18 protein-coding genes are annotated in these 26,554 nt (G+C 33.0%); 3 read left to right on the top strand and 15 right to left on the bottom strand.

Features of this window, described 5'->3' with window-relative positions; translation table 11 throughout:
- Positions 1 to 5: 5 nt before the first annotated feature.
- The 9 genes from M9Q43_RS02540 to uvrC all read right to left on the bottom strand — a co-directional run bounded on the left by M9Q43_RS02540 (position 6) and on the right by uvrC (position 14,409).
- Complete coding sequence (locus tag M9Q43_RS02540; RefSeq protein ID WP_262317404.1) at positions 6 to 2,738, bottom strand: TonB-dependent receptor; 2,733 nt, start codon at positions 2,736 to 2,738, stop codon at positions 6 to 8.
- Positions 2,739 to 2,949: 211 nt separating this feature from the next.
- A complete protein-coding gene (gene pgi / locus M9Q43_RS02535) occupies positions 2,950 to 4,587 on the bottom strand; it encodes a glucose-6-phosphate isomerase (protein WP_262317403.1) in 1,638 nt (545 codons plus the stop codon).
- Complete coding sequence (locus M9Q43_RS02530) at positions 4,587 to 5,822, bottom strand: M23 family metallopeptidase (protein ID WP_262317402.1); 1,236 nt, start codon at positions 5,820 to 5,822, stop codon at positions 4,587 to 4,589. Before M9Q43_RS02530 ends, pgi begins: the two co-directional genes overlap by 1 nt.
- Before the next feature lie 24 nt (positions 5,823 to 5,846).
- On the bottom strand, positions 5,847 to 6,773 hold the full coding sequence (locus M9Q43_RS02525; RefSeq protein WP_262317401.1) for a tryptophan 2,3-dioxygenase family protein: 927 nt from the start codon (positions 6,771 to 6,773) through the stop codon (positions 5,847 to 5,849).
- A 6-nt stretch (positions 6,774 to 6,779) separates the two neighbouring features.
- On the bottom strand, positions 6,780 to 7,553 hold the full coding sequence (locus tag M9Q43_RS02520; RefSeq protein WP_262317400.1) for a DUF3108 domain-containing protein: 774 nt from the start codon (positions 7,551 to 7,553) through the stop codon (positions 6,780 to 6,782).
- A 286-nt stretch (positions 7,554 to 7,839) separates the two neighbouring features.
- Positions 7,840 to 9,000 (bottom strand): 4-hydroxyphenylpyruvate dioxygenase, encoded by a 1,161-nt coding sequence (gene hppD / locus M9Q43_RS02515; RefSeq protein ID WP_262317399.1) that lies wholly within the window; start codon positions 8,998 to 9,000, stop codon positions 7,840 to 7,842.
- Between the two features lie 47 nt (positions 9,001 to 9,047).
- Entirely contained in the window at positions 9,048 to 10,208 is a 1,161-nt protein-coding gene (locus M9Q43_RS02510) for a homogentisate 1,2-dioxygenase (RefSeq protein WP_262317398.1), read from the bottom strand.
- 181 nt (positions 10,209 to 10,389) lie between these two features.
- The gene (locus tag M9Q43_RS02505) at positions 10,390 to 12,606 is read right to left on the bottom strand and encodes a patatin-like phospholipase family protein (RefSeq protein WP_262317397.1); all 2,217 of its coding nucleotides are present in this window, start codon (positions 12,604 to 12,606) and stop codon (positions 10,390 to 10,392) included.
- Complete coding sequence (uvrC, locus tag M9Q43_RS02500) at positions 12,607 to 14,409, bottom strand: excinuclease ABC subunit UvrC (protein WP_262317396.1); 1,803 nt, start codon at positions 14,407 to 14,409, stop codon at positions 12,607 to 12,609.
- Positions 14,410 to 14,629: 220 nt separating this feature from the next.
- On the opposite strand from uvrC, the gene M9Q43_RS02495 reads away from it, so the two are divergent.
- The 3 genes from M9Q43_RS02495 to M9Q43_RS02485 are packed head-to-tail and all read left to right on the top strand — an operon-like array spanning position 14,630 to position 17,454.
- Positions 14,630 to 15,604 carry a succinylglutamate desuccinylase/aspartoacylase family protein gene (locus tag M9Q43_RS02495; protein WP_262317395.1) on the top strand — a complete coding sequence of 325 codons (975 nt, stop codon included), beginning with the start codon at positions 14,630 to 14,632 and terminating at the stop codon, positions 15,602 to 15,604.
- Positions 15,605 to 15,659: 55 nt separating this feature from the next.
- On the top strand, positions 15,660 to 16,898 hold the full coding sequence (locus tag M9Q43_RS02490; protein WP_262317394.1) for a pyridoxal-dependent decarboxylase: 1,239 nt from the start codon (positions 15,660 to 15,662) through the stop codon (positions 16,896 to 16,898).
- The gene (locus tag M9Q43_RS02485) at positions 16,891 to 17,454 is read left to right on the top strand and encodes a 5-formyltetrahydrofolate cyclo-ligase (protein WP_262317393.1); all 564 of its coding nucleotides are present in this window, start codon (positions 16,891 to 16,893) and stop codon (positions 17,452 to 17,454) included. The genes M9Q43_RS02490 and M9Q43_RS02485 overlap by 8 nt, the downstream gene beginning before the upstream one ends.
- On the opposite strand, the gene M9Q43_RS02480 is transcribed toward M9Q43_RS02485, so the two are convergent.
- From M9Q43_RS02480 to gdhA, 6 genes are all read right to left on the bottom strand, one after another.
- Entirely contained in the window at positions 17,451 to 18,065 is a 615-nt protein-coding gene (locus M9Q43_RS02480; protein WP_262317392.1) for a lipoprotein signal peptidase, read from the bottom strand. The genes M9Q43_RS02485 and M9Q43_RS02480 overlap by 4 nt on opposite strands.
- Before the next feature lie 84 nt (positions 18,066 to 18,149).
- Complete coding sequence (locus tag M9Q43_RS02475; protein ID WP_262317391.1) at positions 18,150 to 18,530, bottom strand: TraR/DksA family transcriptional regulator; 381 nt, start codon at positions 18,528 to 18,530, stop codon at positions 18,150 to 18,152.
- Between the two features lie 48 nt (positions 18,531 to 18,578).
- Entirely contained in the window at positions 18,579 to 21,980 is a 3,402-nt protein-coding gene (gene ileS, locus M9Q43_RS02470; protein WP_262317390.1) for an isoleucine--tRNA ligase, read from the bottom strand.
- A gap of 79 nt (positions 21,981 to 22,059) precedes the next feature.
- Positions 22,060 to 22,773: a DNA repair protein RecO gene (gene recO / locus M9Q43_RS02465; RefSeq protein WP_262317389.1), complete on the bottom strand. Its 714-nt coding sequence runs from the start codon at positions 22,771 to 22,773 to the stop codon at positions 22,060 to 22,062.
- Positions 22,773 to 25,052 (bottom strand): type IX secretion system anionic LPS delivery protein PorZ, encoded by a 2,280-nt coding sequence (gene porZ, locus M9Q43_RS02460; RefSeq protein WP_262317388.1) that lies wholly within the window; start codon positions 25,050 to 25,052, stop codon positions 22,773 to 22,775. Before porZ ends, recO begins: the two co-directional genes overlap by 1 nt.
- Before the next feature lie 116 nt (positions 25,053 to 25,168).
- Positions 25,169 to 26,512, bottom strand: coding sequence for an NADP-specific glutamate dehydrogenase (gdhA, locus tag M9Q43_RS02455; protein WP_262317387.1), 1,344 nt, complete (start codon positions 26,510 to 26,512; stop codon positions 25,169 to 25,171).
- Positions 26,513 to 26,554 lie beyond the last annotated feature (42 nt).

The following is a 26,554-nucleotide window of genomic DNA, read 5'->3' as shown; positions in this document are numbered from 1 at the left end:
TTGAATTAGAAGTTATAACGAATTGTAAAATTCCAAGTTCTTCCGAAACCGAAGTAACCTTGGTTACCATCTGCAATTCCTTTGTATACTCTACCAGCAGATTGATATGTAGGACCAGAAGTTCCGCTAATAAATGCATCCGTTTTAATATTAGACGTTAATTCAGATAAATAAACCTCATCAAAAACATTATTCATATTAAATCTAAAGTTAACAGAGTTTTGTTTGTCTTTACCAACTAACATTTTATATGAAATACCTGCATCAACTAAATCATAGCTTGGTAATTCTAAGTTATCTTTAGCCGCAACGTTTGCATATAATTTATCATAGTTTCTCCAATCAGCATCAATTGAAAAGTTTTTAATAAACTCATATTTAACTCCTAATCCCCATGTAGTTTGAGCAGCATCTCCAACTTTTCCTCCATCTAAATCTGTTTCTGTTACTAATAAAGGGTTTAAATTTTCATCCCTTTTTGTGCTTATTGCTTTATCAGCATATTCCCAATTACCCATTGAAGCAAAACCTTTTACATCTATGTTTGAAGTTGGTTTGAAAACAAAATCTAATTCTAAACCTGAATGAATTTGCTTAACACCTTGATTTTCAGTAAATATCACATCGCCCGCAAGTACTGGAGTTGTACCAATAGTTCCATTAGTAGCTTGAACAGTTGAAGTAGTCACAACTCTATCTTCCCAAGTTGTTCTATAAGCGTTTAAACTTGCTGTAAACATCTTTGATTTAAAAGTATATCCAGCTTCTAAACCTAATACTTTTTCATTTTCAGTTAATGGATTTACTTGATTTGTAAAGTTTAAGTAAATGTTATCGTGGTATGGTTGACGAGAATAGTAACCTGCATTTGCGTAAACAGCATGTTTTTCAGCAAAATTATAAGCAGCTCCTCCTTTTACATTATACCCTACGTTAGAAACTTTTTCAGAATCTTGGTATTGATCTTGGTAATCATAATAATCAAATCTTTGGTGCGATTGATTAGAAATTGCTCCTTGGAAAAAAGCTGAAAAATTATCATTTGAATATTCTAATTGACCAAAAACTCCTCCATAAGAAATGGTTTCACTATAATCATAATCAATTTTTTGAGAATCATCCGCAGTATTAAAAAATGCATACCAAGGATTAATATTATAGGATTGATTAACTGTATTTGATACAACTGGTAAAGTTGTATTAGGAACAGGAACAACATGTGTATTATCTCTTAAAGGTCTTGATTCTGTCCATCCATTTAAACCAACAAAATTTGATATTTGACGATAATGATCCCCATTATAGGTTCTTAAATCTAAACCAAAGTTCAAATTTAAGTTTTCATTTAGTTCTTTTTTGAAATTTGTAACTAAACCATACCATGCATGATTATTCATTGACGCTCTTATTGCATAATTAGAACCTGTTCCAATTCCATCAGCATCAGCTAAATTATTAGCATAAATAGCATCATAATCTATATAAGTCGAATAGTTTGTTTGACCAGTAATTGGGTGAGTCGGTACTTTTACGCTTACTTTACCACTACCATAATTACCAGTTCCTCCTCCACGACCCCATGACGCATATAAAACTGTAGATAATGAAGTAGTACTATTGATGTTGAAATCCCAGTTTAAATTAGCAACTGGTTTGTGATAGAAATTTGTTCTCTCAGATATATACTTTCCATTCAAATACCCAAAATTGTTATTATACTTTCTTCCAAATGCTAAATAATCAGAAATTCTTTTTGTGAAGTTTTGATCGTGAGATTGCGGAGCACCAGTGATTAAGAAGTTGAAATTATGTTTTTCATTTGGTTTGTATCCAAAAGAAATAAAATAGTTTTGACCTTCACCTCTTGTCCCTTGGTTATAACCATCTCCTTGCCAGTGTGACATCATGATGCTCATACCAAATCCTTTCGCATTCATACCTGTATTGTATGCTGCTGTAGATTTAAAATAATCGCTATTTGCAACGCCCATAGAAACAAAACCACCTTCTTTTTTATCGGTTGCTTTAGTTACAAAGTTAACGGTTCCTCCAACTGAAGAAATAGCTAATTTTGAAGAACCTAAACCTCTTTGTACTTGAATAAAATTTGCAATGTCAGACATTCCAGACCAGTTTGACCAATACATTTTACCATCTTCCATTCCATTAATTGGTTGACCATTTAATAAAAATGCAGTATTATCTTGTTGGAAACCACGAACAGTAATTCTAGAATCTCCATAACCTCCGGCTTGACCAGCTACATATACTGATGGTGTATTAACCATTGCTTGTGTAACGTCTGCTGTTCCGACTTTAGCTTGAATTTCTGATGCTTTAATTGTAGAAACAGCAATAGGTGTTTTACGTTCTTTTGCAACGTCAATAATTCCTTTACCAACTAAAACCACTTCTTCTAATTGACCAGCCTCTGGCGAAACCACAACGTTTCCTACGTTAACTGAATTACCTGTAATTGTATATGAAACTGTTTTTGTTTCATAGCCTAAAAATGAAATCACAATCTCGCCCGATTTCTGAGAAGTTGTAATTTCAAATTTTCCGTCAAAGTCTGTTGCTGTTCCAGTTGTAGTTCCTTTTACAACAACACTTGCTCCTGCTAACGGCTGATTAAACTCGCCATCAATAACAGTTCCAGTAACTTTTGATTGAGAAAATACTGTAAGGGTTGATATAAACATAAACCCAAAAAGTAATGCATTTTTAAAAATTTTCATTTGCTGTGTTTTTTAAAATATTTTCTGCAAATTTCCTACAAGAATTTATTTCTAATGTTAAGTTAATGTTAATAAAAGTATTCAATCCATTAAAAAACAATCATTTATACTTTTAACGTTTTTTTTAGTTTTTTATCGATGAAAGAGGTGTTAAAAAAGAAATTCCCCAATTTTTCAATTGAGGAATTTCATAATTCTTACTTATTCGGATTTAATTCAGATAATTTTTCAATAAAAACGTAGTTGAACTATCATGTTGTTGCACTTTTTTAGTCACAATTTCTTCTAAAATCGTGTTGGCTAATTGTTTTCCGAGTTCAACGCCCCATTGGTCATAACTGAATATGTTCCAAATAACGCCTTGTACAAAAATTTTATGTTCATATAAAGCCACTAAAGCTCCTAAACTTTCCGGTGTTAGCTTGTTTATTAATAAGGTATTTGTGGGTTTGTTACCAGAAAACACTTTAAAAGGCAATAGAAAATTAGCTTTTTCATCTGAAATGCCTTGCTTTTCAAATTCTGCTTTTACTTGCGCTTCGGTTTTCCCCATTAATAAAGCTTCGGTTTGTGCAAAAAAGTTCGACATCAACTTATCGTGATGGTCTTTATTGCCATACAATGCTTCTTTGAAACCAATGAAATCTGTTGGAATTAATTTGGTCCCTTGATGAATCAATTGGAAAAAAGCATGTTGGGAATTTGTTCCAGGTTCGCCCCAAATAATAGTTCCAGTTTGATAATTTACTGGTTTTCCGTCTCTACCAATGCTTTTTCCGTTACTTTCCATGATACCTTGTTGTAAGTATGGAGCTAACTTCTGTAAATATTGAGTATACGGAATTAATGCTTCGCTTTCGGCTCCAAAAAAGTTATTGTACCAAATGCTCAATAAAGCCAACATTACCGGAATATTTTTGTCGAAAGATTCATTTTTAAAATGCTCATCCATTTGGTTGGCGCCTTTTAGTAATTTATCGAAATTATCAAATCCAACCGCTAAACTAACTGATAATCCAACCGCACTCCATAACGAAAAACGACCGCCAACCCAATCCCACATTGGGAAAACATTGGTAGGATTAATTCCAAATTCGGTTACTCTTTGAATATTGGTTGAAACGGCTACAAAATGCTTAGCCACATCTTCTTGTTTTGCCGATTTTAAAAACCAACTTCTAATCGTTTCAGCATTTGACAAAGTTTCTTGTGTGGTAAACGTTTTAGAAACAATTACAAAAAGTGTTGTTTCTGGATTTAATTTTTTGATGATTTCGTTGACGTGATCGCCATCTACATTAGAAACAAAATGTACATTTAAATGATTTTTGTAAAATTGTAAAGCTTCAACAATCATGGCTGGTCCTAAATCTGAACCCCCAATTCCAATGTTTACAATATCTGTAAATTGTTTTCCTGAAAAACCTTTTCTTTCTCCTGAAATTACTTCATTTGAAAAGTTTTTGATTTTATTTTTAACCGAAAAAACTTCTGGCATAACATTTACACCGTCAACCATTACAGCAGCGTTTTCTGTTGCTCTCAAAGCGGTATGCAAAACAGCTCTATTTTCAGTTTGATTGATTAAATCGCCATCAAAATATTTTGAAATAGCATCTTTTAAATCTACTTTTTTAGCTAAATCCAGCAATAAATCAATCGTTTCTTGTGTTGCAATGTTTTTAGAATAATCTACCAAAAAATCATTCCATTGCAAGTGCATTTTTTCTGCTCTGTTGTTGTCTTTTGCGAATAATTCTTGCATTTGAACGCTTTTCATTGTTTCAAAATGCGACTGAATTTTTTGCCAAGCCTCCGTTTGAGTAGGATTTATTTTTTGAAGTGCCATTATTCTTTAAATTTTATTGCGGTGATGCTGTCTAATTCTTTTTTTAGCGGTTCGATATGTTTTAAATATTTTTGCTTATCTGCTTTGCCCATTGGTTCGGTATTTGGCAATTTTAATCGTAATGGATCTACTTGTACACCATTTTTCCAAAAACGGTAACACACATGAGGACCAGTTGCTAAACCTGTGCTTCCAACTTTTCCAATGGTTTGCCCTTGAGAAACACTTTGTCCGTTTCGAACTAAAATTTTAGACATGTGTAAATATTGTGTAGAATAGGTTGAACTGTGTCTGACTTTTACAAAATTTCCATTTCCTGCGGTATAACCTGTTCGCTCTACCACGCCAGAAGCAGTTGTTTTAATTGGTGTTCCATGTGGAGCAGCATAATCTGTTCCGTTATGTGCTTTGAATCGCATTTGAACTGGATGAAATCTTCTGCCTGAAAAACGAGATGAAATTCTGAAGTAATCTAGTGGTGCTTTCAAGAACATACTTTTTAAGCCTTTTCCATTTTCATCATAAAAATCTTCTTTTTTCTGATTTTCGCTTAGTTTGTATGGAAAAGCAAATATTTTTTTGCCTTTATGCTCAAAATAAGAAGCTTCAATACTTTCAACACCTACATAAATAGAATCGTCAATGTATCGCTCGTTTATGGTAACAGCAAATTTATCTCCTTTTTGAATTTTAAAGAAGTCAATAGTGTAAGCATAAATATTAGCTAATTTTGGAGCTAATGCTGGACTAACTCCTGCGTTGCTCAATGTTTCTGAAAGCGAACCTTCAATTTCTGCCGCAACTACTCTTCTTTTTACAACTGTTGGTTTTTGTTTGTTAGAAACCACTAATGAATCTCTAAAATCAATCACGGTATAATTGATTCGGTCTTCTATATAAACTAAAGCTTGGAGTTTGTTAGGTTTTTTTTTGTCTAAAAACAAGATGTATGGTTTTCCTGCTCTAATTCTTCTAACGTTAAATGAATCTTTTACTTTTTCAGTAATGTCGTGGATTTTAAGACTGTCTTTTAAAGGAAATATTTGTAATAGTGCACTAAAAGTATCACCCGAACGAATGGTGTCTTTTACTACTTTATAATCATTAAAAGTGAACCCATATTCTTTGATTATAGGTTCTTTTTTTACTATTTGTTTTTTGGTTTCTTTCTCCTCTTTTGAATTACATGCTGTAAAAAAAGTAACAAAGAAAAGGGCTGTTATTAAATATCTCAATGTTGTTTGTTTTTGCAAATGTTTTTATTCTCCCCAGTTATCTAATTCTTCTTTTGTCCATAATTCTGGAAAGAAAATTCGTTTTTGATATTTTGGCAACATGTATTTTTTCCAATCGCTTCCTCCTGTTGCTTCATGATTTCCAGGTACACTTTCTATGTATTTTTTTGCCGCATTAAAATGTCCCATAACCCAGGTAATGTTAACCGTTACATCATAATGACGCATTGCTGCTACTAATTCTGGATTTTTTTGATCTGCTTCTGGAAGTTGTTTGAATTTTCGCCACAAGTTAATTGTATTGTATTCTTCCATCCAATCTAAGAACACTTTCTTATATTTTCTTTCGAATTCTAAGATTAAATACGATTTTTCTCCTGTGTGATAATCCTTTCCTGCAGCTTGCCAATACAAATGTTCAAATGCATGTTCGTATGGTGTGTTTCTATCAATTGTTGCTCTAAAACGGTTATCAATTAAGTTGATTAAATCTGTTGAACTGAATTCAATTAAACGATATTGTGCCGATTGAAATCCACTTGCTGGTGTTAATGTATTTCTGAATTTTAAATATTGTTCAGGTTCCATTCCATCTTTCATAATATCGAAAGATGTGGTTAACATATCGAAATAGCGACTAATTCTACCTAACTTTTCAGTAAAATAAGCTGTTGTAGGTTGCTCCGTATGGCAAAGCTGATCCATTTCCCAAAGAATCATTTTGAACAACAATTCATTTACTTGATGATACATTACAAAAACCATTTCATCAGGCAAAGTAGTGCGTTGAATTTGTAAATTCAACAAAGCATCGGTTTGAATATAATCCCAATATGTGATTGGTTTTGACCAAAGCAAACCTTCTAAATGCGTTGATGTGTTTTGATTAATAGCTTCGAACTTATCATTCAATTGATTTAATTGCTCTTGGATTTTTGGAGTAACTTCCATTAGTGATTATTTTACTTTTATTTTAAACGAATGTTTTAAACCTTTAAATGCTTCTAAATCTGCTTTTAAAGACCCAACTGCCAAACTAGCTTTTAAACGAATTGGAATTTTGTTATCGTCGTCTGAAATCCAAACGGTTAAACTTTCTTCTTCTTTAAAAACTCTTCCAGCTTGTACATAAGGTCTAAACATCATACAAGAAACTTTTCCAAATTTAGTGCTAATATCTTCTCTTCCTAAAAATTTTAACTTAAACTTTGTTGTTTCGTCATCAAAAAACATATCAATTGCAATTGATTCGCCTACTTTTAGTTTATCAATTTTTGGGTGATTTCTTAAATAATAGAAAGAAGAAACAATATCTTGAACTTCTTCAGGAACACTAAATGTTTTTTCGGTTTTCTTTTTATAATCTTTAACTAAAACTGTGTTTTTATTTTGATTAAAAAATCCTTCTTGATTTTTTGTGTAGCCACCTTCGTCAATTTTTCTAACAAATTGATAGGGCTTTCCTGTTTCTTTATCAATATAACTTTCATAATTATCTTCTACTTTGAAAAAGAGTTTGCTCATACCAACAGTCCAGCCCTTTCCAACTACATGGTGAACTTTTTTATTATTCTTTACAGCGTCTTTAATTTCTAAAGTAGCGTAGCCAGCATTTACAAATCCGTAGTGAATTCTAAGTTTTATCCATTCGCCAGTTGTGTATGCATTTTCTCTTTGAACAAATGAATTTGTGAAGACAAAAAGAACAAGAAGTAATATAATTTTTTTCATAGTTTATTCATTTTAGAAATGAAAATGCAATTTCTGTTCCAAAAATACTAAAACAAAAAAACCCAGTCAAAAATATGACTGAGTTTTTATGCTATTAACCAACCAAAAAACTATAAATTATGAAAATTTATTACAAAACAAGGCAAACTACCTCCTTGTTTTGCGAGTGCAAAGGTATAAGTGTTTTTGAATTATTCTTAATTAAAAATAAACTTTAACATATTTTTATCAAAATTTACACTACTACAACGTTGTATTTTGATGATTGTTTAATAAAATTGAGTTTTTATAGCGTTCCTCGCAATGCTTGCTCTCTTTCAATTGACTCAAAAAGTGCTTTAAAGTTACCTGCACCGAATCCTCTAGCTCCCATTCTTTGAATAATTTCGAAGAAAAGCGTTGGACGATCTTCTACTGGCTTTGTAAAAATTTGTAATAAATAACCTTCTTCATCAGCATCAATCATAATGCCTAATTTTTGAAGTTCATTAATATCTTCTTTAAATTTTGACATGTGATCTTTTAATCTTTCAGGAATAGCATCATAATATGCTTGTGGTGGTGTGCTTAAAAATTCAATTCCGCGCGCACGCATTTCAGCAACTGTTGTAAGAATATCATCTGTAGCAACTGCAATATGTTGCACTCCTGGACCTTCGTAAAAATCTAAATATTCTTCAATTTGCGATTTTTTCTTTCCTTCTGCTGGTTCGTTGATTGGAAATTTAATTCTTCCATTTCCATTACTCATCACTTTAGACATTAAGGCTGAATATTCAGTAGTAATTTGTTTGTCGTCAAAAGATAAGAAATTTACAAATCCCATTACATCTTCGTACCATTTTACCCAAGTATTCATTTCGTTCCAACCTACATTTCCAACCATGTGGTCAATATATTTTAACCCAACAGGCGTTGGATTATAATCTGATTTATGTTCTACGAAACCTGGCATAAATACTCCAGTATAATTTTTACGTTCTACGAACATATGAACGGTTTCTCCATATGTGTATATTCCAGCACGAACTACTTCACCAAATTCATCTGTTTCAACAGTTGGTTCCATAAAAACTCTGGCACCACGTTTTGTGGTTTCTTCAAAAGATTTTCTTGCATCTTCTACCCAAAGCGCTACAATTTTTACACCATCACCATGTTTTTTAACGTGTTCACCTATTGGTGAATTGCTTGTTAAAGCTGTAGTTAGAACCAAACGTATTTTGTCTTGTTTTAACACATAGCTTACTGAATCTTTTGAGCCCGTTTCTAAGCCTTTGTATGCATGTGATTGAAAACCAAATGCTGTTTTGTAAAAATGAGCCGCTTGTTTTGCATTTCCAACGTAAAATTCTACGTAATCTGTTCCTAATAAAGGCAAGAAATCTTGAGCGCCTTCAAATATTTTTTCTAAGCCGTATTCGACTGATTTTAATTCCTGTGACATAATATTACATTTTTCTGGTAAAATTTACCTAAGTTGTGTTTAATTAATTATTCTTCTAACCAAGATTGATAATACGTATCATCGGCTATTTTCATGGCTTCTTCTGTAACCATTAAAGGTTTGAAAGTATCTACCATTACAGCCAATTCCAATGTTTCTTTTTTACCAATACTTCTTTCTGCTGCTCCTGGGTGTGGCCCGTGCGGAATTCCTGCTGGATGTAACGAAATATTTCCGGGTTTCACATCGTTTCTACTCATAAAATCTCCATCCACATAATACAAAACCTCATCGGCATCAATATTACTGTGGTTGTATGGTGCTGGAATAGCTAATGGATGATAATCGTATAATCTTGGTACAAATGAACAAATTACGAAAGCATCTGTTTCAAATGTTTGGTGAATTGGTGGTGGTAAATGAATTCTACCTGTTATTGGCTCAAAATCGTGAATTGAAAAAGCATAAGGATAATTGTATCCATCATAACCTACAACATCAAAAGGGTGTGAAGCATATACCATTTCAAAAATTTCATCTTTCTTTTTGATTTTGATGATGAATTCTCCTTTTTCGTTATTGGTTTCTAATTCTTCTGGACGACGAATATCGCGTTCACAAAATGGCGAATGTTCTAATAATTGTCCAAACCAGTTTCTGTATTGTTTCGGAGTATAAACTGGACGATGCGATTCTACAATAAACAATCTATTATCTTCTGTATCAAAGTCAATTTTATAAATCATCCCGCGAGGCACAACCAAGTAATCACCATAGCTGAAATCTAAATTTCCAAGCATAGTTCTTAATTTCCCTGTTCCTTTATGGATGAAGATTACTTCGTCTGAATCTGTATTTTTATAAAAATAATCGGTTGTTGATTTTCTTGGTGCCGCTAATACAATGTGACAATCTGAATTAGTCAATACAATTTTTCTGCTTTCTAAAAAATCGTCTTGTGGTGCCACTTCAAAACCTCTTAATTTATAAGACTGAATATTGTTGGCGTTAGCAATTTTTGGTGCTACACTATATTGTTTTCGGATTTCTTTTACCTGAGTTGGTCTTTGTTCGTGATACATGTTGGTTGACATTCCGTCAAAACCTACAGTTCCAAACAATTGTTCATAATACAAATCACCGTTTGGTTTACGGAATTGTGTATGTCGTTTACGAGGAATTTCTCCTAATTTATGATATATTGGCATTTCTTTAAGTTTAAAAGTTATAGATTTAAAAGTTTAAAAGAGTTTCTAATAAAACTTTTTAATTAAAACAAAAAGAAAATTACTCATTCAGGATTTCTCTTGATGAGGAATTTTAAATATGCAAGTAAACCTGTCCAATGTTTCATCATCACAAATATCGGAATTTTTTTTTAAACTACAATTAAAACCAAAAACCTACTGAAAACCAAGTGTGGTGATCTTTAGTTTCTGGCGACCAAGAATGTTTTATTTCTAATGGCCCAATAATAGATTCCATTCCATATCCTATTCCATAACCTGTGTATTTAGGTTTTGATAGCCAATCTTCGGTATGCTCAAAAATTCTATTACCAACATTAGCAAAATTAGCTGTAAAATTTATGTGGTGTTTTTTATAAATTTCATAATCTGCAGTTATTGTTCCTTTCACATAGCTGTCGCCAGCTAAACTCAAAAAGTCATATCCCATAAATGGCTTAATGTTGTTCACGGAAACAAAACCATAACCTCCTAAAACAAAATCAAAGAATGAAATAGTTCTTTCACCAATTGCAAACCCACCTTCTGTTTGCAATTTAATTGTGGTTCTTTTTATAGGTTCAAAAACAATTCCCGCATCTGCTCTAGCTATTGAAAAGCGCTCAAACAGATTAGTATAATCTGATGAATATAAAAATGTTTTCAAATCGCCCGAAAATGACCATCCTTTTTTTGGAAAATATTTTTGGTTAAAAGAATCGTATTTTAAATATCCGAAAGCAGACAAATAATTACTCTTGTCAAAAATTGGAGTTGAATTTTCTAACGTTTCTGACTTAATATTCAAATATTTAAATTCTAATCCAGCACCAAAAGAAAATTTTTGAGCAAAAATAGTTTGAACATACGCTTGATTTGTAATGTCAGTAAAATCAATGTTTACAGAATTAATTCCTAAATCGGTAAAGATTATTCCGTTTGCAAAATCAGTTGCGATATTTCTATTAAAGGAATTAAACTTCGAATTAAAACCAAAACTCCAATAAAAACCATTATCTATGTAATAATCAAAATTATATCTGAAATTATCTCCTAAAATAACATCTAAAGAAGCAACATCATTCTTTGCAATTAACTTTTTGTGAGTGTAGTTAATTAAAGCGCCACTTTTATACAAGTCATCATAATGAATTCCAAACTTTAAAAAAGTATTGCTCTTGTTTTCTTTAAGATTTAATGCTAATCTTTCTCCAGATTGCGTTTTTTCGAAAGAATAACTTATCGCACTAAAGTTTTGCGTTGCATTTAAGTTTGAAATTCCTTTTTCAATTTGCGTCATTGGAATTTTAGTATTTCGCTTGATTTTTAACTTTCCAAGAACATAAGCTCTTGTGAAATTTTCTAACTTATTAAACGTAATATCTCTTATAAAGATAGAATCATTTTTAATTACCTTAAATGTTGTTGGTCTTTCATCTATATTTCTTAAAGGCAATAATTCTTTGATAAATTCATTCGCTTTTTCGTTTCCTTTTTTTATAATTTCTTGCCCTTTATCAAAAGAAACAACTGAAAAACCTTTAATATCGGGTTTAATGTAGATGTTAGTTAAACTTCTTTTTCCTTCCATTTTCTCGATCATGGAAAAATTATTAATTTGCGATAAAACAGCGGTAACATCTTTTAATTGTTCTCTGTTTTTTAAACCATCTTGCACATCAATTCCAATGATAAAATCTATCCCTCTATTTTTTAATTCTTCGATAGGATAATTATTCACCACTCCGCCATCAATTAACAATCGCCCATTAATTTCAACAGGACTATACAATGTAGGCAAAGCGCCACTCGCAATTATAGCTTGCGCTAAAATACCTTCATCTAAAACAATTTGTTCACCCGTTTCAACATCGGTAGCAATACATAGAAAAGGAATTGGAAGTTTATCAAAATCTCTCACATCACTTACATGTTGTGTTAATCTTGACATTAAATTAAAATTATATAATCCTTTTGAAAGTCCTGAAGGCAATCCTAATTTAAAATTATTAAAAGGAAGCGTTAAAGCATAAATTTCATCATTTCTTTTTTCGTAAAATGATTTTGATTCACGCGGTGTATAATCTTGAAGTAATGCATCTACGTCTATTTTAGAAAAAATAGAATCCAATTGATTTGCTGTATAACCTGAAGCGTATAAACCGCCCACAACGGCTCCCATACTGGTTCCGCCAATATAATCTACTTTAATTCCGAGCGAATCGATTACTTTTAAAACACCAATATGAGCCAAACCTTTTGCACCACCACCACTTAAAACAAGTCCAACTTTTGGTCGAGTGTTTTCAACAGCTTTCTCTTGTCCGAGGGCAACTTGGCTTAAGAAGAATAAACTCACAAACAAGAAAAAATGCTTCATTTAATTTTTTTGGGTAATGTTCTTGTAAAAGTCGGAAATTTTTTTGGCTTTTGAAACACCTACAACTTTAGAAATCGCTTTTTCGTCGGCATTTTGCAATCTTTTAACACTTTTGAAATGTTTCATTAATGTAATCATGGTTTTTTCGCCAATTCCAGGAATACTTTCTAAGCTATTCGTTAACGCTGATTTACTTCGTTTATCGCGATGATGTGTGATTCCAAATCGGTGCGCTTCGTTTCTTAAAAACTGAATCACTTTCAAGGTTTCCGATTTTTTATCCAAATACAAAGGTGCTGAATCGCCTGGATAAAACAATTCTTCCAAACGTTTTGCAATTCCAATAATAGCTATTTTACCTCGCAAACCTAAATCATCAATACTTTTTAATGCGGATGATAATTGCCCTTTTCCACCATCAATAATAATCAATTGTGGTAAGGGTTGATTTTCATCTAACATTCGTTTATATCTTCGATAAACCACTTCTTCCATCGAAGCGAAATCATTTGGACCTTCAACCGTTTTGATGTTAAAATGACGGTAATCTTTCTTGCTTGGTTTTCCATCTTTAAAAACCACACAAGCTGCAACAGGATTGGTTCCTTGAATATTAGAATTATCAAAACATTCAATATGTCTTGGCTCAACCGATAAACGTAAATCTTTTTGCATTTGTGCCATGATGCGATTGGTGTGTCGCTCTGGATCAACGATTTGAATTTGCTTTAATTGATCTAATCTGTAATATTTGGCATTGCGTTCTGATAATTCTAAAATTTGCTTTTTATCGCCTAATTGCGGTACCGTAACTTTTATGTTTTCGCCTAAATCAATTGGAAAGGGAACAACAATTTCTCTAGAATTCAAGTGAAAACGTTCACGCAATTCTACTACGGCTAATTCTAACAATTCTTCGTTGGTTTCGTCTAATTTTTTCTTCAATTCCAACGTATGCGAACGTACAATTGCTCCGTGCGAAATTTGTAAAAAATTCACATACGCCATGGTTTCATCGGAAATAATTGAAAATACGTCCAAATTGGATATTTTCGGATTTAAAATGGTGGAACGCGATTGGTAATTTTCTAAAACCTCGATTTTTTCTTTAATTTTTTGCGCTTCTTCAAACTTCATTTCCATTGCCAAATCGGTCATCAATTTCTTGAAATCTTTTAAACTTTCTTTGAAATTTCCCTTTAAAATTTGACGGATTTTTTCGATCTGACTTTGATAGTGCTCCAATGACTCATACCCTTCACAAGGCCCTTTACAATTGCCAATATGATATTCTAAACAGACTTTAAATTTTCCCGAATCGATATTCGCTTTCGATAAATCATAATTACAAGTTCGCAGCGGATACAATTCTTTGATTAAATCTAGAATTGTATGAACGGTTTTAAAACTAGTATATGGACCAAAATATTCCGAACCATCTTTAATCATTTTTCGGGTAGAGAATATTCTTGGAAAACGTTCGTTTTTGATGCAAATCCAAGGATAGGTTTTATCATCGCGAAGCAAGACATTATAACGTGGTTGCAGCTTTTTTATTAAGTTGTTTTCCAACAATAACGCATCGGTTTCCGTAGGAACAACAATGTGTTTTATCGTTACAATTTTCTTAACTAAAACCGATGTTTTATAATTGTCGTGGTTCTTAGTAAAATAGGACTGAACGCGTTTTTTTAAGTTTTTCGCTTTCCCAACATATAGAATTTTTCCATCCTTATCATAATACTGATACACACCCGGATTATCGGGTAAAGTTTGGATTTGAAGTTCTAATGGTGTTTGCATTTTTTTAGAAAGATGATAGAACAAAGATAAGAGAATTGTTTTAATTGGCACGCGGACGACACAAATGCTTTGCAACGCAGATTGAACGGATTTTAAAAATTGCGAACTTTGCATAAATCTTTGCGAACTTTGCGTTTAAACTTTTCATTTCTTAAATTTCTTAAATCTGTGTTCCCAAATGACAATTGTTTTTGTATTTTTAACACTTTAGATTTTAAAAATGACAGCCACAAAACCACTTGTAATCCTTAAAGAAACCATTTTAGCTGGCGAAAGCAAAACCATTAACATGGAAATTGCCAAGTTGCACACCATGAACAAATTGAAAATTCCAATCATTGTGGAGCGTTCAAAAATAGATGGTCCAACGGTTTTATTCACCGCTTGTTTGCATGGCGACGAAATCAACGGTACCGAAATTGTGCGTCAGTTAATCATTCAAAAAATAAACAAACCAAAACGCGGAACGATAATTTGTATTCCGATTATCAATATTTTTGGATTTGTCAATCAAACTAGAGAATTTCCTGACGGTCGCGATTTGAATCGAGTGTTTCCTGGTAGTAAAACAGGTTCTTTGGCAAGTCGTTTTGCCTATTATATTTTAAAAGATATTATTCCGCACGTAGATTACGCTATCGATTTTCATGCGGGTGGAGCCAGTCGTTTTAATGCTCCTCAAATTAGAATTGTACCAGAAAATCCAGAATTAAAGCAACTTTCCGATGTTTTTAATGCGCCTTTTACGTTGTATTCGAAGAATATTTCGGGTTCGTTTCGAAATTCTTGCGATAAATTAGGCGTTAAAATGTTGCTTTTTGAAGGTGGAAAATCATTGGATTTAAATCTTCAAGTTACTGAAGAAGCCGTGGAAGGAACCAAGCGTTTTTTAGATCATTTAGAAATGCTAAATCCGAGAAAAAAAGCAACAAAAAAAGACAACAAAACCATTTATATAGAAAAATCGAGTTGGATTAGAGCGAAATATTCCGGTATGTTTCATGGTTTAACTACGATTGGTAGTTTTGTTAAAAAAGGCGAATTATTGGCTACTATTTCTGATCCTTATGGAAAAGTGGAGCACAAAATGAAAGCGCCGCATGAAGGTTATGTAATTAATGTAAATGATGCGCCTATTATTTACCAAGGTGATGCAATTTTTCATATTTCTACTCACTTAGAATCAGAAAGCTAACAATTATCATGTTTTTATTGAATTAGTACCTGTAATTTCGTCAAAATTTTTAGGTATGAACTTCTGGAAAAAACTATCACAAGAAGAAAGAAAAGCCCGAATTGAAAAGGCTTTACACGATAATGTTAACTTCTCAAAAGACGCTTCTTTAGGCTATCCAGCTTCTAAGTTAGATAGTCGCGTTTTTTATGACGATGCACCATTTTTGAAAGATGCACCAACGCTTCAAACCTATGTTGCGAATCCAAATAACATTGGTTGTCACACTTTTGGTACTTCCGAAAAAGCGTTTTATGGCACACAAGAAATTGAACGCGAAGTTTTAAACGTAATCGCAGTTGATATTTTTAAAGCCAAAGAAAACGAATTCGACGGTTACATCGCTCCTGGTGGAACGGAAGCTAATATTCAAGCGATTTGGGTTTTTAGAAATGAATTTCTACATAATTTTGATGCGAAATTAGACGAAATTGCCATTTTAGCATCGGAGGACACACATTACTCTATTCCGAAAGCTTCGAATTTATTACAAATTGATTGGTTGAAAATTCCGGTTGGGTTTGAAAATCGTGAAATTGATGTTAATGCATTGGTTAACATCATTTCAGAAGCTAAAAATAATGGTAAAAAGTACTTCATCGCCGTTTCAAATATGGGAACAACCATGTTTGGTTCTGTTGATAATCCTGATGATTATACTTCGGCTTTAGAAAAACATAACGTTACTTATCGTTTGCATATTGATGGTGCTTATGGCGGATTTGTGTATCCGTTTAGCAATCAAAAATCGAATATCAACTTCAGTAATCCAAAAATTAGTTCGATTACGATTGATGCACACAAAATGTTGCAAGCGCCTTATGGAACAGGTGTTTTTGTTTGTCGAAAAGGTTTAATCGAAAACGTATTGACCAAAGAAGCGGAATATGTTGAAGGAATGGATTTAACGCTTTGCGGAAGTCGCTCAGGTGCGAATGCCGTTGCCGTTTGGATGATTTTATTTACTTATGGCGCTTATGGTTGGTTTGAAAAAGTAAGTATTTTACAAATGCGTACTCAATTTTTATGTAACGAATTAGACCATTTAAACATCCAATATTTCCGTGAACCGTTTATGAATATTGTAACCATTCATTCGGAATCGATTCCAGAAAAAATTGCAGAAAAGTATGATTTGGTGCCACAACAACACAACGAAAACAACAAATGGTACAAAATTGTGTTAATGGATCACGTAGAAGTAGAACATTTGACTAAATTTATAGACGAATTGAAAGCGTCTGTAAATGGATAAGAAATCGTTAAGGCAAAAGGCAAAAGCTGAAAGGCAAAAGTTAACTCAAGAGGAAATCGAAGACAAAAGTTTAGTGATTGCGAACCAATTGTTGCGAATGAACATTTGGGACAAATTGTATTATCATTTGTTTTTAACGATTGAAGAACAAAAAGAAATCAATACCGAATATATTCTTCAAATTTTAGCGGGAAAAGATAAAGAAATCGTCATTTCGAAGTGCGAGTTTGCTACTTTAGGAATGACGCATTTTTTATTAACGGATAATACCAAAATTAAAAAGAACAGTTACAATGTTCCAGAACCGGTTGATGGTTTAGAAGTTCCTGATGTAAAAATTGATGTGGTTTTTGTACCGCTTTTAGCTTACGACAAGCAAGGAAATCGCGTTGGCTATGGAAAAGGTTTCTACGACAACTTTCTAAGTAAATGCAAGCCTGAAACGATTAAAATTGGGTTATCGTTCTTTCCTCCAGAAGAAAAAATTGAGGATGTTTCGGAAAATGATGTAAAATTGGATTTTTGTGTGACGCCTGAAGAAGTTTTTCGTTTTTAATATTTTGCCATAATATGACTTTCGCCAAAAGCTCTTTTATTAAATACAATTAAAATCCCAACGCCAGTTGAAATTGCTACATCGGCTACGTTAAAAATGGCATTGAAGAAAGTGAAGTGTTTGTCACCCCAAATTGGCAACCAAGAAGGTAAGTTTCCTTCCCATATTGGGAAATAAAACATGTCTACGACTTCGCCGTGAAACCAAGTTCCATATGGGTCGTTTGAAAATGCTGTTGCTACTTGATTGTAACTATCGTTAAAAATTACACCATAAAAAACAGAATCAATAATATTTCCTAAAGCGCCGGTAAAAATTAACGCAATCGCTACAATAAGGAAATTAGAACTATTTTTTCTTACTGAATCCCACAACCACCATGCAATTCCACCAACGGCAATAATTCTGAATAAAGTTAAAATTAACTTTCCATATTCTCCAGGAATTTCTGCTCCCCATGCCATGCCTTCATTTTCGATAAAATGAATACGAAACCAATCAAAAACTTTTACTTCTTCGTTAATATAGAAGTTAGTTTTGACATAAATTTTCGAAATTTGATCGATTAGCAAAATACTAATGATTAATAAATAGGCTTTCTTAAGAGACATTTGCAATTATTTTTGGCAAAAATAGTGGTTTTTATCAAATAAAAAACGCTCCAAACGGAGCGTTAGTAAAATTTTGTAAAAAGATTAACGTTGCAAGTTTTTTGCTTCAATACTCATAGTTGCATGAGGAACGATTTTTAATCTTTCTTTATTGATTAATTTGCCTGTAACTTTACAAATACCATAGGTTTTGTTTTCGATACGAATCAAGGCATTTTTTAAATCTCTAATAAACTTTTCTTGACGAATTGCTAACTGCGAATTGGCTTCTTTACTCATTGTTTCACTGCCTTCTTCAAATGCTTTAAATGTTGGCGATGTATCATCAGTTCCATTATTTAAGTCATTCATATAAGCACTTTTAATAAGCTCTAAGTCGTTTTTAGCTTTTTCCAATTTTGCCTGAATTAACGCTTTGAATTCAGCCAAATCAGCGTCTGAAAATCTAATTTGCTCATCTACCATAATTTCAATATTTTTATAATTATACGTCTTTTAAAAACCTTTCGGCTTTTATTTTGAAATTAATATACTTGTTTTAATATCATCAAACTCAATTTCTATACCATTTTCGATTTTTTCTTCAAAAATCAATGTCTCTGTTAATGTTTCTGATTTAATATACGCTGAATTGGCCAAAACGGCTTCCTCTAACTGTGGATTTTTTTCCATTTTTACAATAATCTTATCCGTAACTTCAAATCCTGAATCTTTTCTAATGTTCTGAATACGATTGACTAACTCTCTCGCAATCCCTTCTTTTCTTAATTCTTCAGAGATGGTAATATCTAAAGCAACGGTAATTCCGTTTGAATTTGCTACCAACCAACCTTCAATATCTTGCGAAGAAATCTCTACATCATCTAATGATAAAGTTATACTTTTTCCTGCAATATCAATAACCAACTCACTATCACGCTCTAATTTTGCAATTTGCTCTTGACTAAAATTCTGTATCTCTTTGGAAATCAATCCCATATCCTTACCAAAACGCGGTCCCAATGTCTTGAAATTAGGCTTAATTTGCTTCACTAAAACACCCGAAGCATCGTCTAATAACTCAATTTCTTTTACGTTTACCTCAGCCATAATTAAGTCAGAAACTGCCTCAATTTCAGCACGCTGATTGTCGTCAAGTACTGGAATCATTACCTTTTGCAACGGTTGACGCACTTTAATCATTTCCTTCTTACGAAGTGATAAAACAAGTGAAGAAACCGTTTGTGCTTTCAACATTTTACTCTCTAACGACTTATCAACAAAGTTTTCAACCGAAACTGGAAATTTCGCCAAATGTACACTTTCAAATGACTCAGAACCTGTAGCTTGTGTTAAATCTCTGTAAAGTTTGTCCATAAAGAACGGAGCAATTGGAGCAGAAAGCTTCGCTACAGTTACCAAACAAGTATAAAGTGTTTGATAAGCTGCGATTTTATCTTGGGCATAATCGCCTTTCCAGAATCTTCTTCTACACAAACGAACGTACCAGTTACTTAGGTTTTCCTGAACAAAATCTGAAATAGCTCTTGCTGCTTTAGTTGGTTCGTAATCCGCATACGCTTCATCCACTACTTGAATTAAAGTATGTAACTCTGATAAAATCCAACGGTCAATTTCTGGTCTTTCTTCTAATGGAACTTCTGCTTCAGAATAAGTAAATCCATCAATATTAGCATATAACGAAAAGAACGAATACGTATTATATAGTGTTCCAAAGAATTTTCTTCTTACCTCAGCAACACCTTCGATATCAAATTTTAAGTTATCCCAAGGATTAGCATTCGAGATCATGTACCAACGTGTAGCATCTGGACCATATTCAGCCAAAGTAGTAAATGGGTCAACAGCATTTCCTAAACGTTTCGACATTTTTTGTCCGTTTTTGTCCAAAACTAATCCGTTAGAAACTACATTTTTGTATGCAATTTTATCGAAAACTAATGTTCCGATAGCGTGTAATGTATAGAACCAACCACGAGTTTGGTCAACTCCTTCCGCAATAAAATCAGCCGGGAATGCTTTATTTTCTTCGATTAAATCTTTGTTTTCAAATGGATAATGCCATTGTGCATAAGGCATCGCACCTGAATCGAACCAAACATCAATTAAATCCGTTTCGCGTTTCATTGGTTTTCCTGATGGAGAAACTAAAACAATTCCGTCTACCACATTTTTATGTAAATCCACTAAATCGTAATTCGATTCGCTCATGTCACCAATTTTGAATCCTTTGTATGGATTTTCTGCTTGGAAACCAGCTGCAATTGATTTTTCGATTTCGTTGTACAATTCTTCAACTGAACCAACTAACATTTCTTCAGTTCCGTCTTCACTTCTCCAAATTGGTAAAGGAATTCCCCAATATCTTGAACGTGATAAGTTCCAATCATTCGCATTTTTTAACCAATTTCCGAAACGACCTTCTCCTGTTGCTTTTGGTTTCCAGTTGATGGTTTCGTTTAAGTCGAACATTCTATCTTTGATTTCGGTTACTTTGATGAACCAAGAATCTAATGGATAGTATAAAATTGGTTTGTCAGTTCTCCAACAATGTGGATAACTGTGTACGTATTTTTCAACCTTAAAGGCTTTATTTTCTTCTTTTAATTGAATAGCGATTTCTACGTCAGCTGAACGTTCTGGCGCTTCTCCCTCGTTGTAATATTCATTTTTAACGTATTTCCCAGAATAATCACCTAAACCTTGGATAAATCTTCCTTGCAAATCTACCAATGGCACAGGGTTTCCGTTTTCATCTAAAACTAACATTGGTGGTACTTCTGGAGTAGCTTCTTTTGCAACTTTAGCATCATCTGCTCCAAATGTTGGTGCTGTGTGAACGATTCCAGTTCCATCTTCTGTAGTTACGAAATCTCCTGAAATTACTCTAAACGCATTTTCTGGATTTTGATAGGGTAACGCTAATGGCAATAATTGTTCGTAACGAATTCCTACTAAATCAGCGCCTTTTGCTTCGGCTAAAATTTGGTATGGAATCTTTTTATCATCTGATTTATAATTTGCAAAATCAGCTTCTGATTCAGCAACAAAATATTTTCCACCAAATTGTTTTCCAACTAAATTCTTAGCTAAAACTACATTTACCGCTTCAAAAGTATATTGATTGAACGTTTTAACTAAAACATAATCGATTTTTGGTCCAACGGTTAATGCTGTATTTGATGGCAACGTCCAAGGTGTAGTCGTCCAAGCCAAGAAATGAACCGTTCCAAAACCTTGTAAAAAACTAGGTAATGTTTCATCTTTTGCTTTAAACTGCGCCACAATCGTAGTATCTGTAACATCACGGTACGAACCTGGCTGATTTACTTCGTGCGAAGACAAACCTGTTCCGGCTTTTGGTGAATAGGGCTGAATAGTGTAACCTTTGTATAGTAAATCTTTGTTGTAAATTTGTTTTAGTAACCACCAAACAGTTTCCATGTATTTGGATTTGTACGTCACATATGGATCTTCCATATCTACCCAATATCCCATTTTTTCGGTCAAGTCATTCCATACGTCGGTGTAACGCATAACGGTTCTTTTACACGCTTCGTTGTATTCGGTTACTGAAATGGTTTTTCCGATATCTTCTTTGGTGATGCCTAATTCTTTTTCGGTACCTAATTCTACAGGTAAACCGTGCGTATCCCAACCTGCTTTACGCTTAACTTGGTAGCCCTTTTGAGTTTTATAACGACAAAAAATATCTTTAATCGCACGCGCCATCACGTGGTGAATTCCAGGCAAACCGTTTGCAGATGGTGGCCCTTCAAAAAACACGTAAGGCGTAGCTCCTTCACGAGAGGTTACCGATTGTTCAAAGATGTGGTTTTTTTTCCAAAAATCAAGAACTTCTGATGCTACTGTCGGCAAGTCAAGTCCTTTGTATTCAGTAAATTTTGTGCTCATTTTGTCGCTTTCTTAAATCAATTTGCGAAAGTAATGATTTAAAGGTAAAAGGCAAAAGGTAAAAGGCAAAAGTTAAGACTTAGGAAAAAACTTCTTTTAAAACTTCTAACGATTTCGGTTTTTTGAAGCCATCTAAATGTAACATGTAGAAATCTAAGAGGATTTTCAGCAAAATTTGACGTTCTATTCCAGCAAATACTTTTTGGTTGGCATCAAATTTTAAGTCTAATAATTTTTTGAACAAATGCGTTTCATGTTCAGTTAACGAATTTACACTTTGAAAAGGCGTAAAATACCCTTCTTTAGTATCAAAAAAAGGAAAATCTATTTCGGTTACATCGGGATAAAAACCAAGATATTTAGTAACTTCCATCATTAAAATTAGATGAAAATTCGCCATTTCGTCGTGTGTATCTAACCAAAGCAAAGCTGTCTCCAAAAAAGAAAATAAATTTTGATTTTTTTCTTCTTCTTTGATGGCGTGATGCAGAATTTCGGAGAGAAAAATTACAATTGTACTTTTAACAATGTCTGTATTTATGGAAAAATAGCTGTGCGCTAATCGGATTTCTTTAAAATGTTCTAGCTTGCCTTTATTCTTGTGATTGGCTTCGATTTCAATAATGGTTAATGGCTGAAAATAGGCGATTTTTTGGTTGGCTTTTTTGTTAGAATAGGCACTTTGCACGAAATAACTTTTTAAACCATCGGATTGTGTGAAACACTTTACAATCAAGCTTTTTTCTTGAAATTTTAGTGATGAAAGAACTATTGCTTTAGTTTTGACTAACATTATCGAATAATCATCACTTTTTTAACCGTAGTATCAGTTCCGTCTTCAGAAGCCACAAAAATCATATACACACCAGAAGCTACTTTGTATTTGCCAAACGCAGTAGTATCCCATTCAATGGTTCCGCCAGAAGTAGTGGTTTCGTGAACTAAATTTCCTTCGATATCAGTGATTTTTACATTCGCCTTGTCTGTTAATCCACTAATTTTAACTGTTCCTAAAAATTCTGGACGGACTGGATTTGGATAAACATATACATTTCCTAAATCATCACTTGGTTTAGTAGACGTTCCTAAAAACGACACCATTCCTTTATCTGTTGCAAAAAAGACTTCACCAGATACACCATCAATTTCTATATCATTAATATTATCGCTTGGTAATGGGGAATTGCTCTTGGTAAATTGATAGATTGTTTGTTGTCCGTTTGGAGAAACCAAAAATACACCTCCATCTGCAATGGAAACCCATTTTCTATTAGCACCATCAACAGCAATGTCTAAAATAGTTTGTTGATAAAATAATTCTTGTGCTAAATCTCCTTCCTGAATAATGATTGAATTAGATGTTAATTCTGTTTCGGAAATAAATTGATCAACGGATAGCACCCTGAGTCCTGCAAAAGTTCCTATCCATAACTGATTTCTGTTATCGATTGTAACACATCTTACATCATTATTAGGTAGATTACCAACTTCTGTATTTAAAACTATAAACTTATTGCTATAATTTTCATTAAAAGCCAATAAACCATCATTAAGTGTAGGAATCCATTTTGTTTTGTTTCTATCAATTGCCATGGGACCATATCTACCAAAAGCATCGTTAGTTACATCTTGCACACTGTAGGATTGCCATTGTCCATCTGTTCTGAGCGTCTTAATTGCTTTGATTGTTCCTGATGTAACTACATTAGTTACCCATAAATTTCCATCTTTATCAAAAGCAGGACTATTGACTCTAACATCAACAGAAGATACACTTATTGACTCTAATCCATTTGGTCCAGTGTTTGAATTATCGAAAATTTGAATATCATCGCCATTAATTTTTAACACTCCCGAAAGATAAGAAGTGGCGTATACTAAATTTTGATTATTTGGACTAATTACTAAATCAGAAATTGATTTCGCTTGAAACAAATCTTCATTTGGAATAGTTACCCAACCATTGTTTTCAGAATATTTACTTATTCCATAATCTTCTAGCGGATAAGGGTTATATAAACGTGAATAATCTCCGTATACTGCCCACAAGAAATTGGTTGCTTTTTTAACTCTAAAAATATAATTTCTAACAGGTCCATTTGGTGACATGTTTTCAAATGTTGTTGGATTAGATAAAAGCGTTGAAAACAAGCCATCTCTCTCTGTTCCGATATAAATATAATCACCAACTACTGATGCGGCTGTAAAATTTAGTGAATAATCAGGAATATTTGTAATGTGTGCTAATTGAGAAAAGGTTTCGCTCAACACATAAACATGATTGAGGGTAGTAACAATTACTTCGGTACCATTTGTTTTTAACTTCAGTCCTGGCTGAATATGATTTAAAATTTCTTGAAAAATTACACCATTATAACGATATGTTCTTGAATTAGTATTCATTGCAACCAATTGATTATCTATTGTTACAATTCCAGCCCAAAAGCCAGCATCAAATGTTTGCCATTGGCTAAAATCAAATAGATTAGGATTGTTTAAATTCCCTTTTCTTATTCCAAAATCTCTTGTTACGGCATAAATTTCATTCCCTAAAACCGTAGTTTGCAATACTTGTGTTTCTTCGCCAGAAGTTCCAATAAAATATGTTATTATAAATTCTGAAGTCGCTAAATCCAACACAGAAATTCCGTAATCTGCTGCAATATATAACCTTCCTTCATACTCATAAAAATCATTTATTTTCTTTTTGTTTGGCGGAACTGGAACGTCTTCAATAACATCAACTTTTGTTACAATTGAACCATCAGGATTAACAATTAAAATTAGTCCGTTCGAGTTTCCCGCAATAGTTTTATTAAAAATGTCTGAATGATGTATTGTTGTTATAGATTCAGGTTTAAAACCATTAACAGAATTAAAAATCGTTAAATCTGATGAAGCTAATGCCTTAGAAAAAACTCCGTTTTGTGTGGCTGCAAATACTTTTCCGGTGGCGTTTTCCACATCAACAATTTCATTGTACGAAAAATACCCTTTCCACATTTGGTTGCTTTGTTGGGAAAACAACAAATGTGTTAAAAATAAAATAGCGATGTAAAGCGATTTTTTCATAGGAAATATTTGATACAAATATAGTATAAACGTAATTAATTTTAGTTTTGATATGTAGAGAAACAAAAAAAGCTCTTTCAAATGATTGAAAGAGCTTTGTAAAATTTTATGTATTATTATACTACGCCTTGTGCTAACATTGCATCTGCAACTTTTACGAAACCAGCAATATTTGCTCCTTTAACATAATTTACATAGCCATCAGCATCTGTTCCATATTTTTTACATTGGCTGTGAATTCCAACCATAATATCTTTTAAACGCATATCAACTTCTTCACTTGTCCAATTTAAACGAATTGAATTTTGTGTCATTTCTAATCCAGAAGCTGCTACTCCACCAGCATTTGCTGCTTTTCCTGGAGCAAATAATACTTTAGCGTCTAAAAATTGTTTAATAGCATCAAGTGTACATGGCATATTAGCTGCTTCAGTAACACACATTACACCATTTGCAATTAATTTTTTAGCATCTTCTTCGTTTAATTCGTTTTGAGTTGCACATGGGATTGCTATATCAACTTTAGCTTCCCAAGGACTTTTACCTTTGTGAAATACTGCTGTTGGGAATTTTTCAACAAAAGCTTCTGCTCTATTGTCTCCACTTGCTCTCATTTCTAACATAAATTCGATTTTTTCGCCAGAAATTCCATCAGCATCATAAATATAACCATCAGGACCAGAAATGGTAACTAATTTCCCACCTAACTCGTTAACTTTTAAAGCAACTCCCCAAGCAACGTTTCCAAAACCAGAAATAGCCACTGTTTTACCAGCAATTTTTTCTCCTTTAGTTTTTAACATTTGCTCCGTAAAATAAACTACTCCGTAACCTGTTGCTTCTGGTCGAATTAAAGAACCTCCGTAAGCCAAACCTTTACCAGTTAAAACTCCTGTAAATTCATTTCTAATTCTTTTATATTGACCGAACATGTAACCAATTTCTCTTGCCCCAACACCAATATCTCCGGCAGGTACATCTAAATCTGGACCAATATGACGACATAATTCTGTCATAAATGATTGACAAAAACGCATCACTTCTCCGTCAGATTTTCCTTGTGGATCAAAATCAGAACCTCCTTTTCCACCACCCATTGGAAGTGTCGTTAAACTATTTTTGAAAACTTGTTCAAAAGCCAAGAACTTTAAAACAGATAGATTTACTGTATTGTGAAAACGAATTCCGCCTTTGTATGGACCAATTGCTGAGTTCATTTGAATACGAAAACCTCTGTTAACTTGAATTTCGCCTTTATCATCTACCCATGGCACTCTAAAAATCACAGCTCTTTCTGGTTCTGCAATTCTTAACAACAAGTTTTTGCCATCATATTTTTTATTGTCAGCTATAAAGGGGATAACTGTTTCTGCAAATTCTTTTACTGCTTGTAAAAATTCGGGTTCGTTTGGATTTTTGGCTGCAACTTGCGCCATAAAATCATTGATTTTTTGTTCCATTGTTTCCTAAAAAACTAATTATATATTCTTTTTAAAATTTGT

Source organism: Flavobacterium odoriferum (assembly GCF_025499515.1).
Lineage (GTDB): Bacteria > Bacteroidota > Bacteroidia > Flavobacteriales > Flavobacteriaceae > Flavobacterium > Flavobacterium odoriferum.
This window is presented reverse-complemented; position numbering and strand designations above follow the sequence as displayed.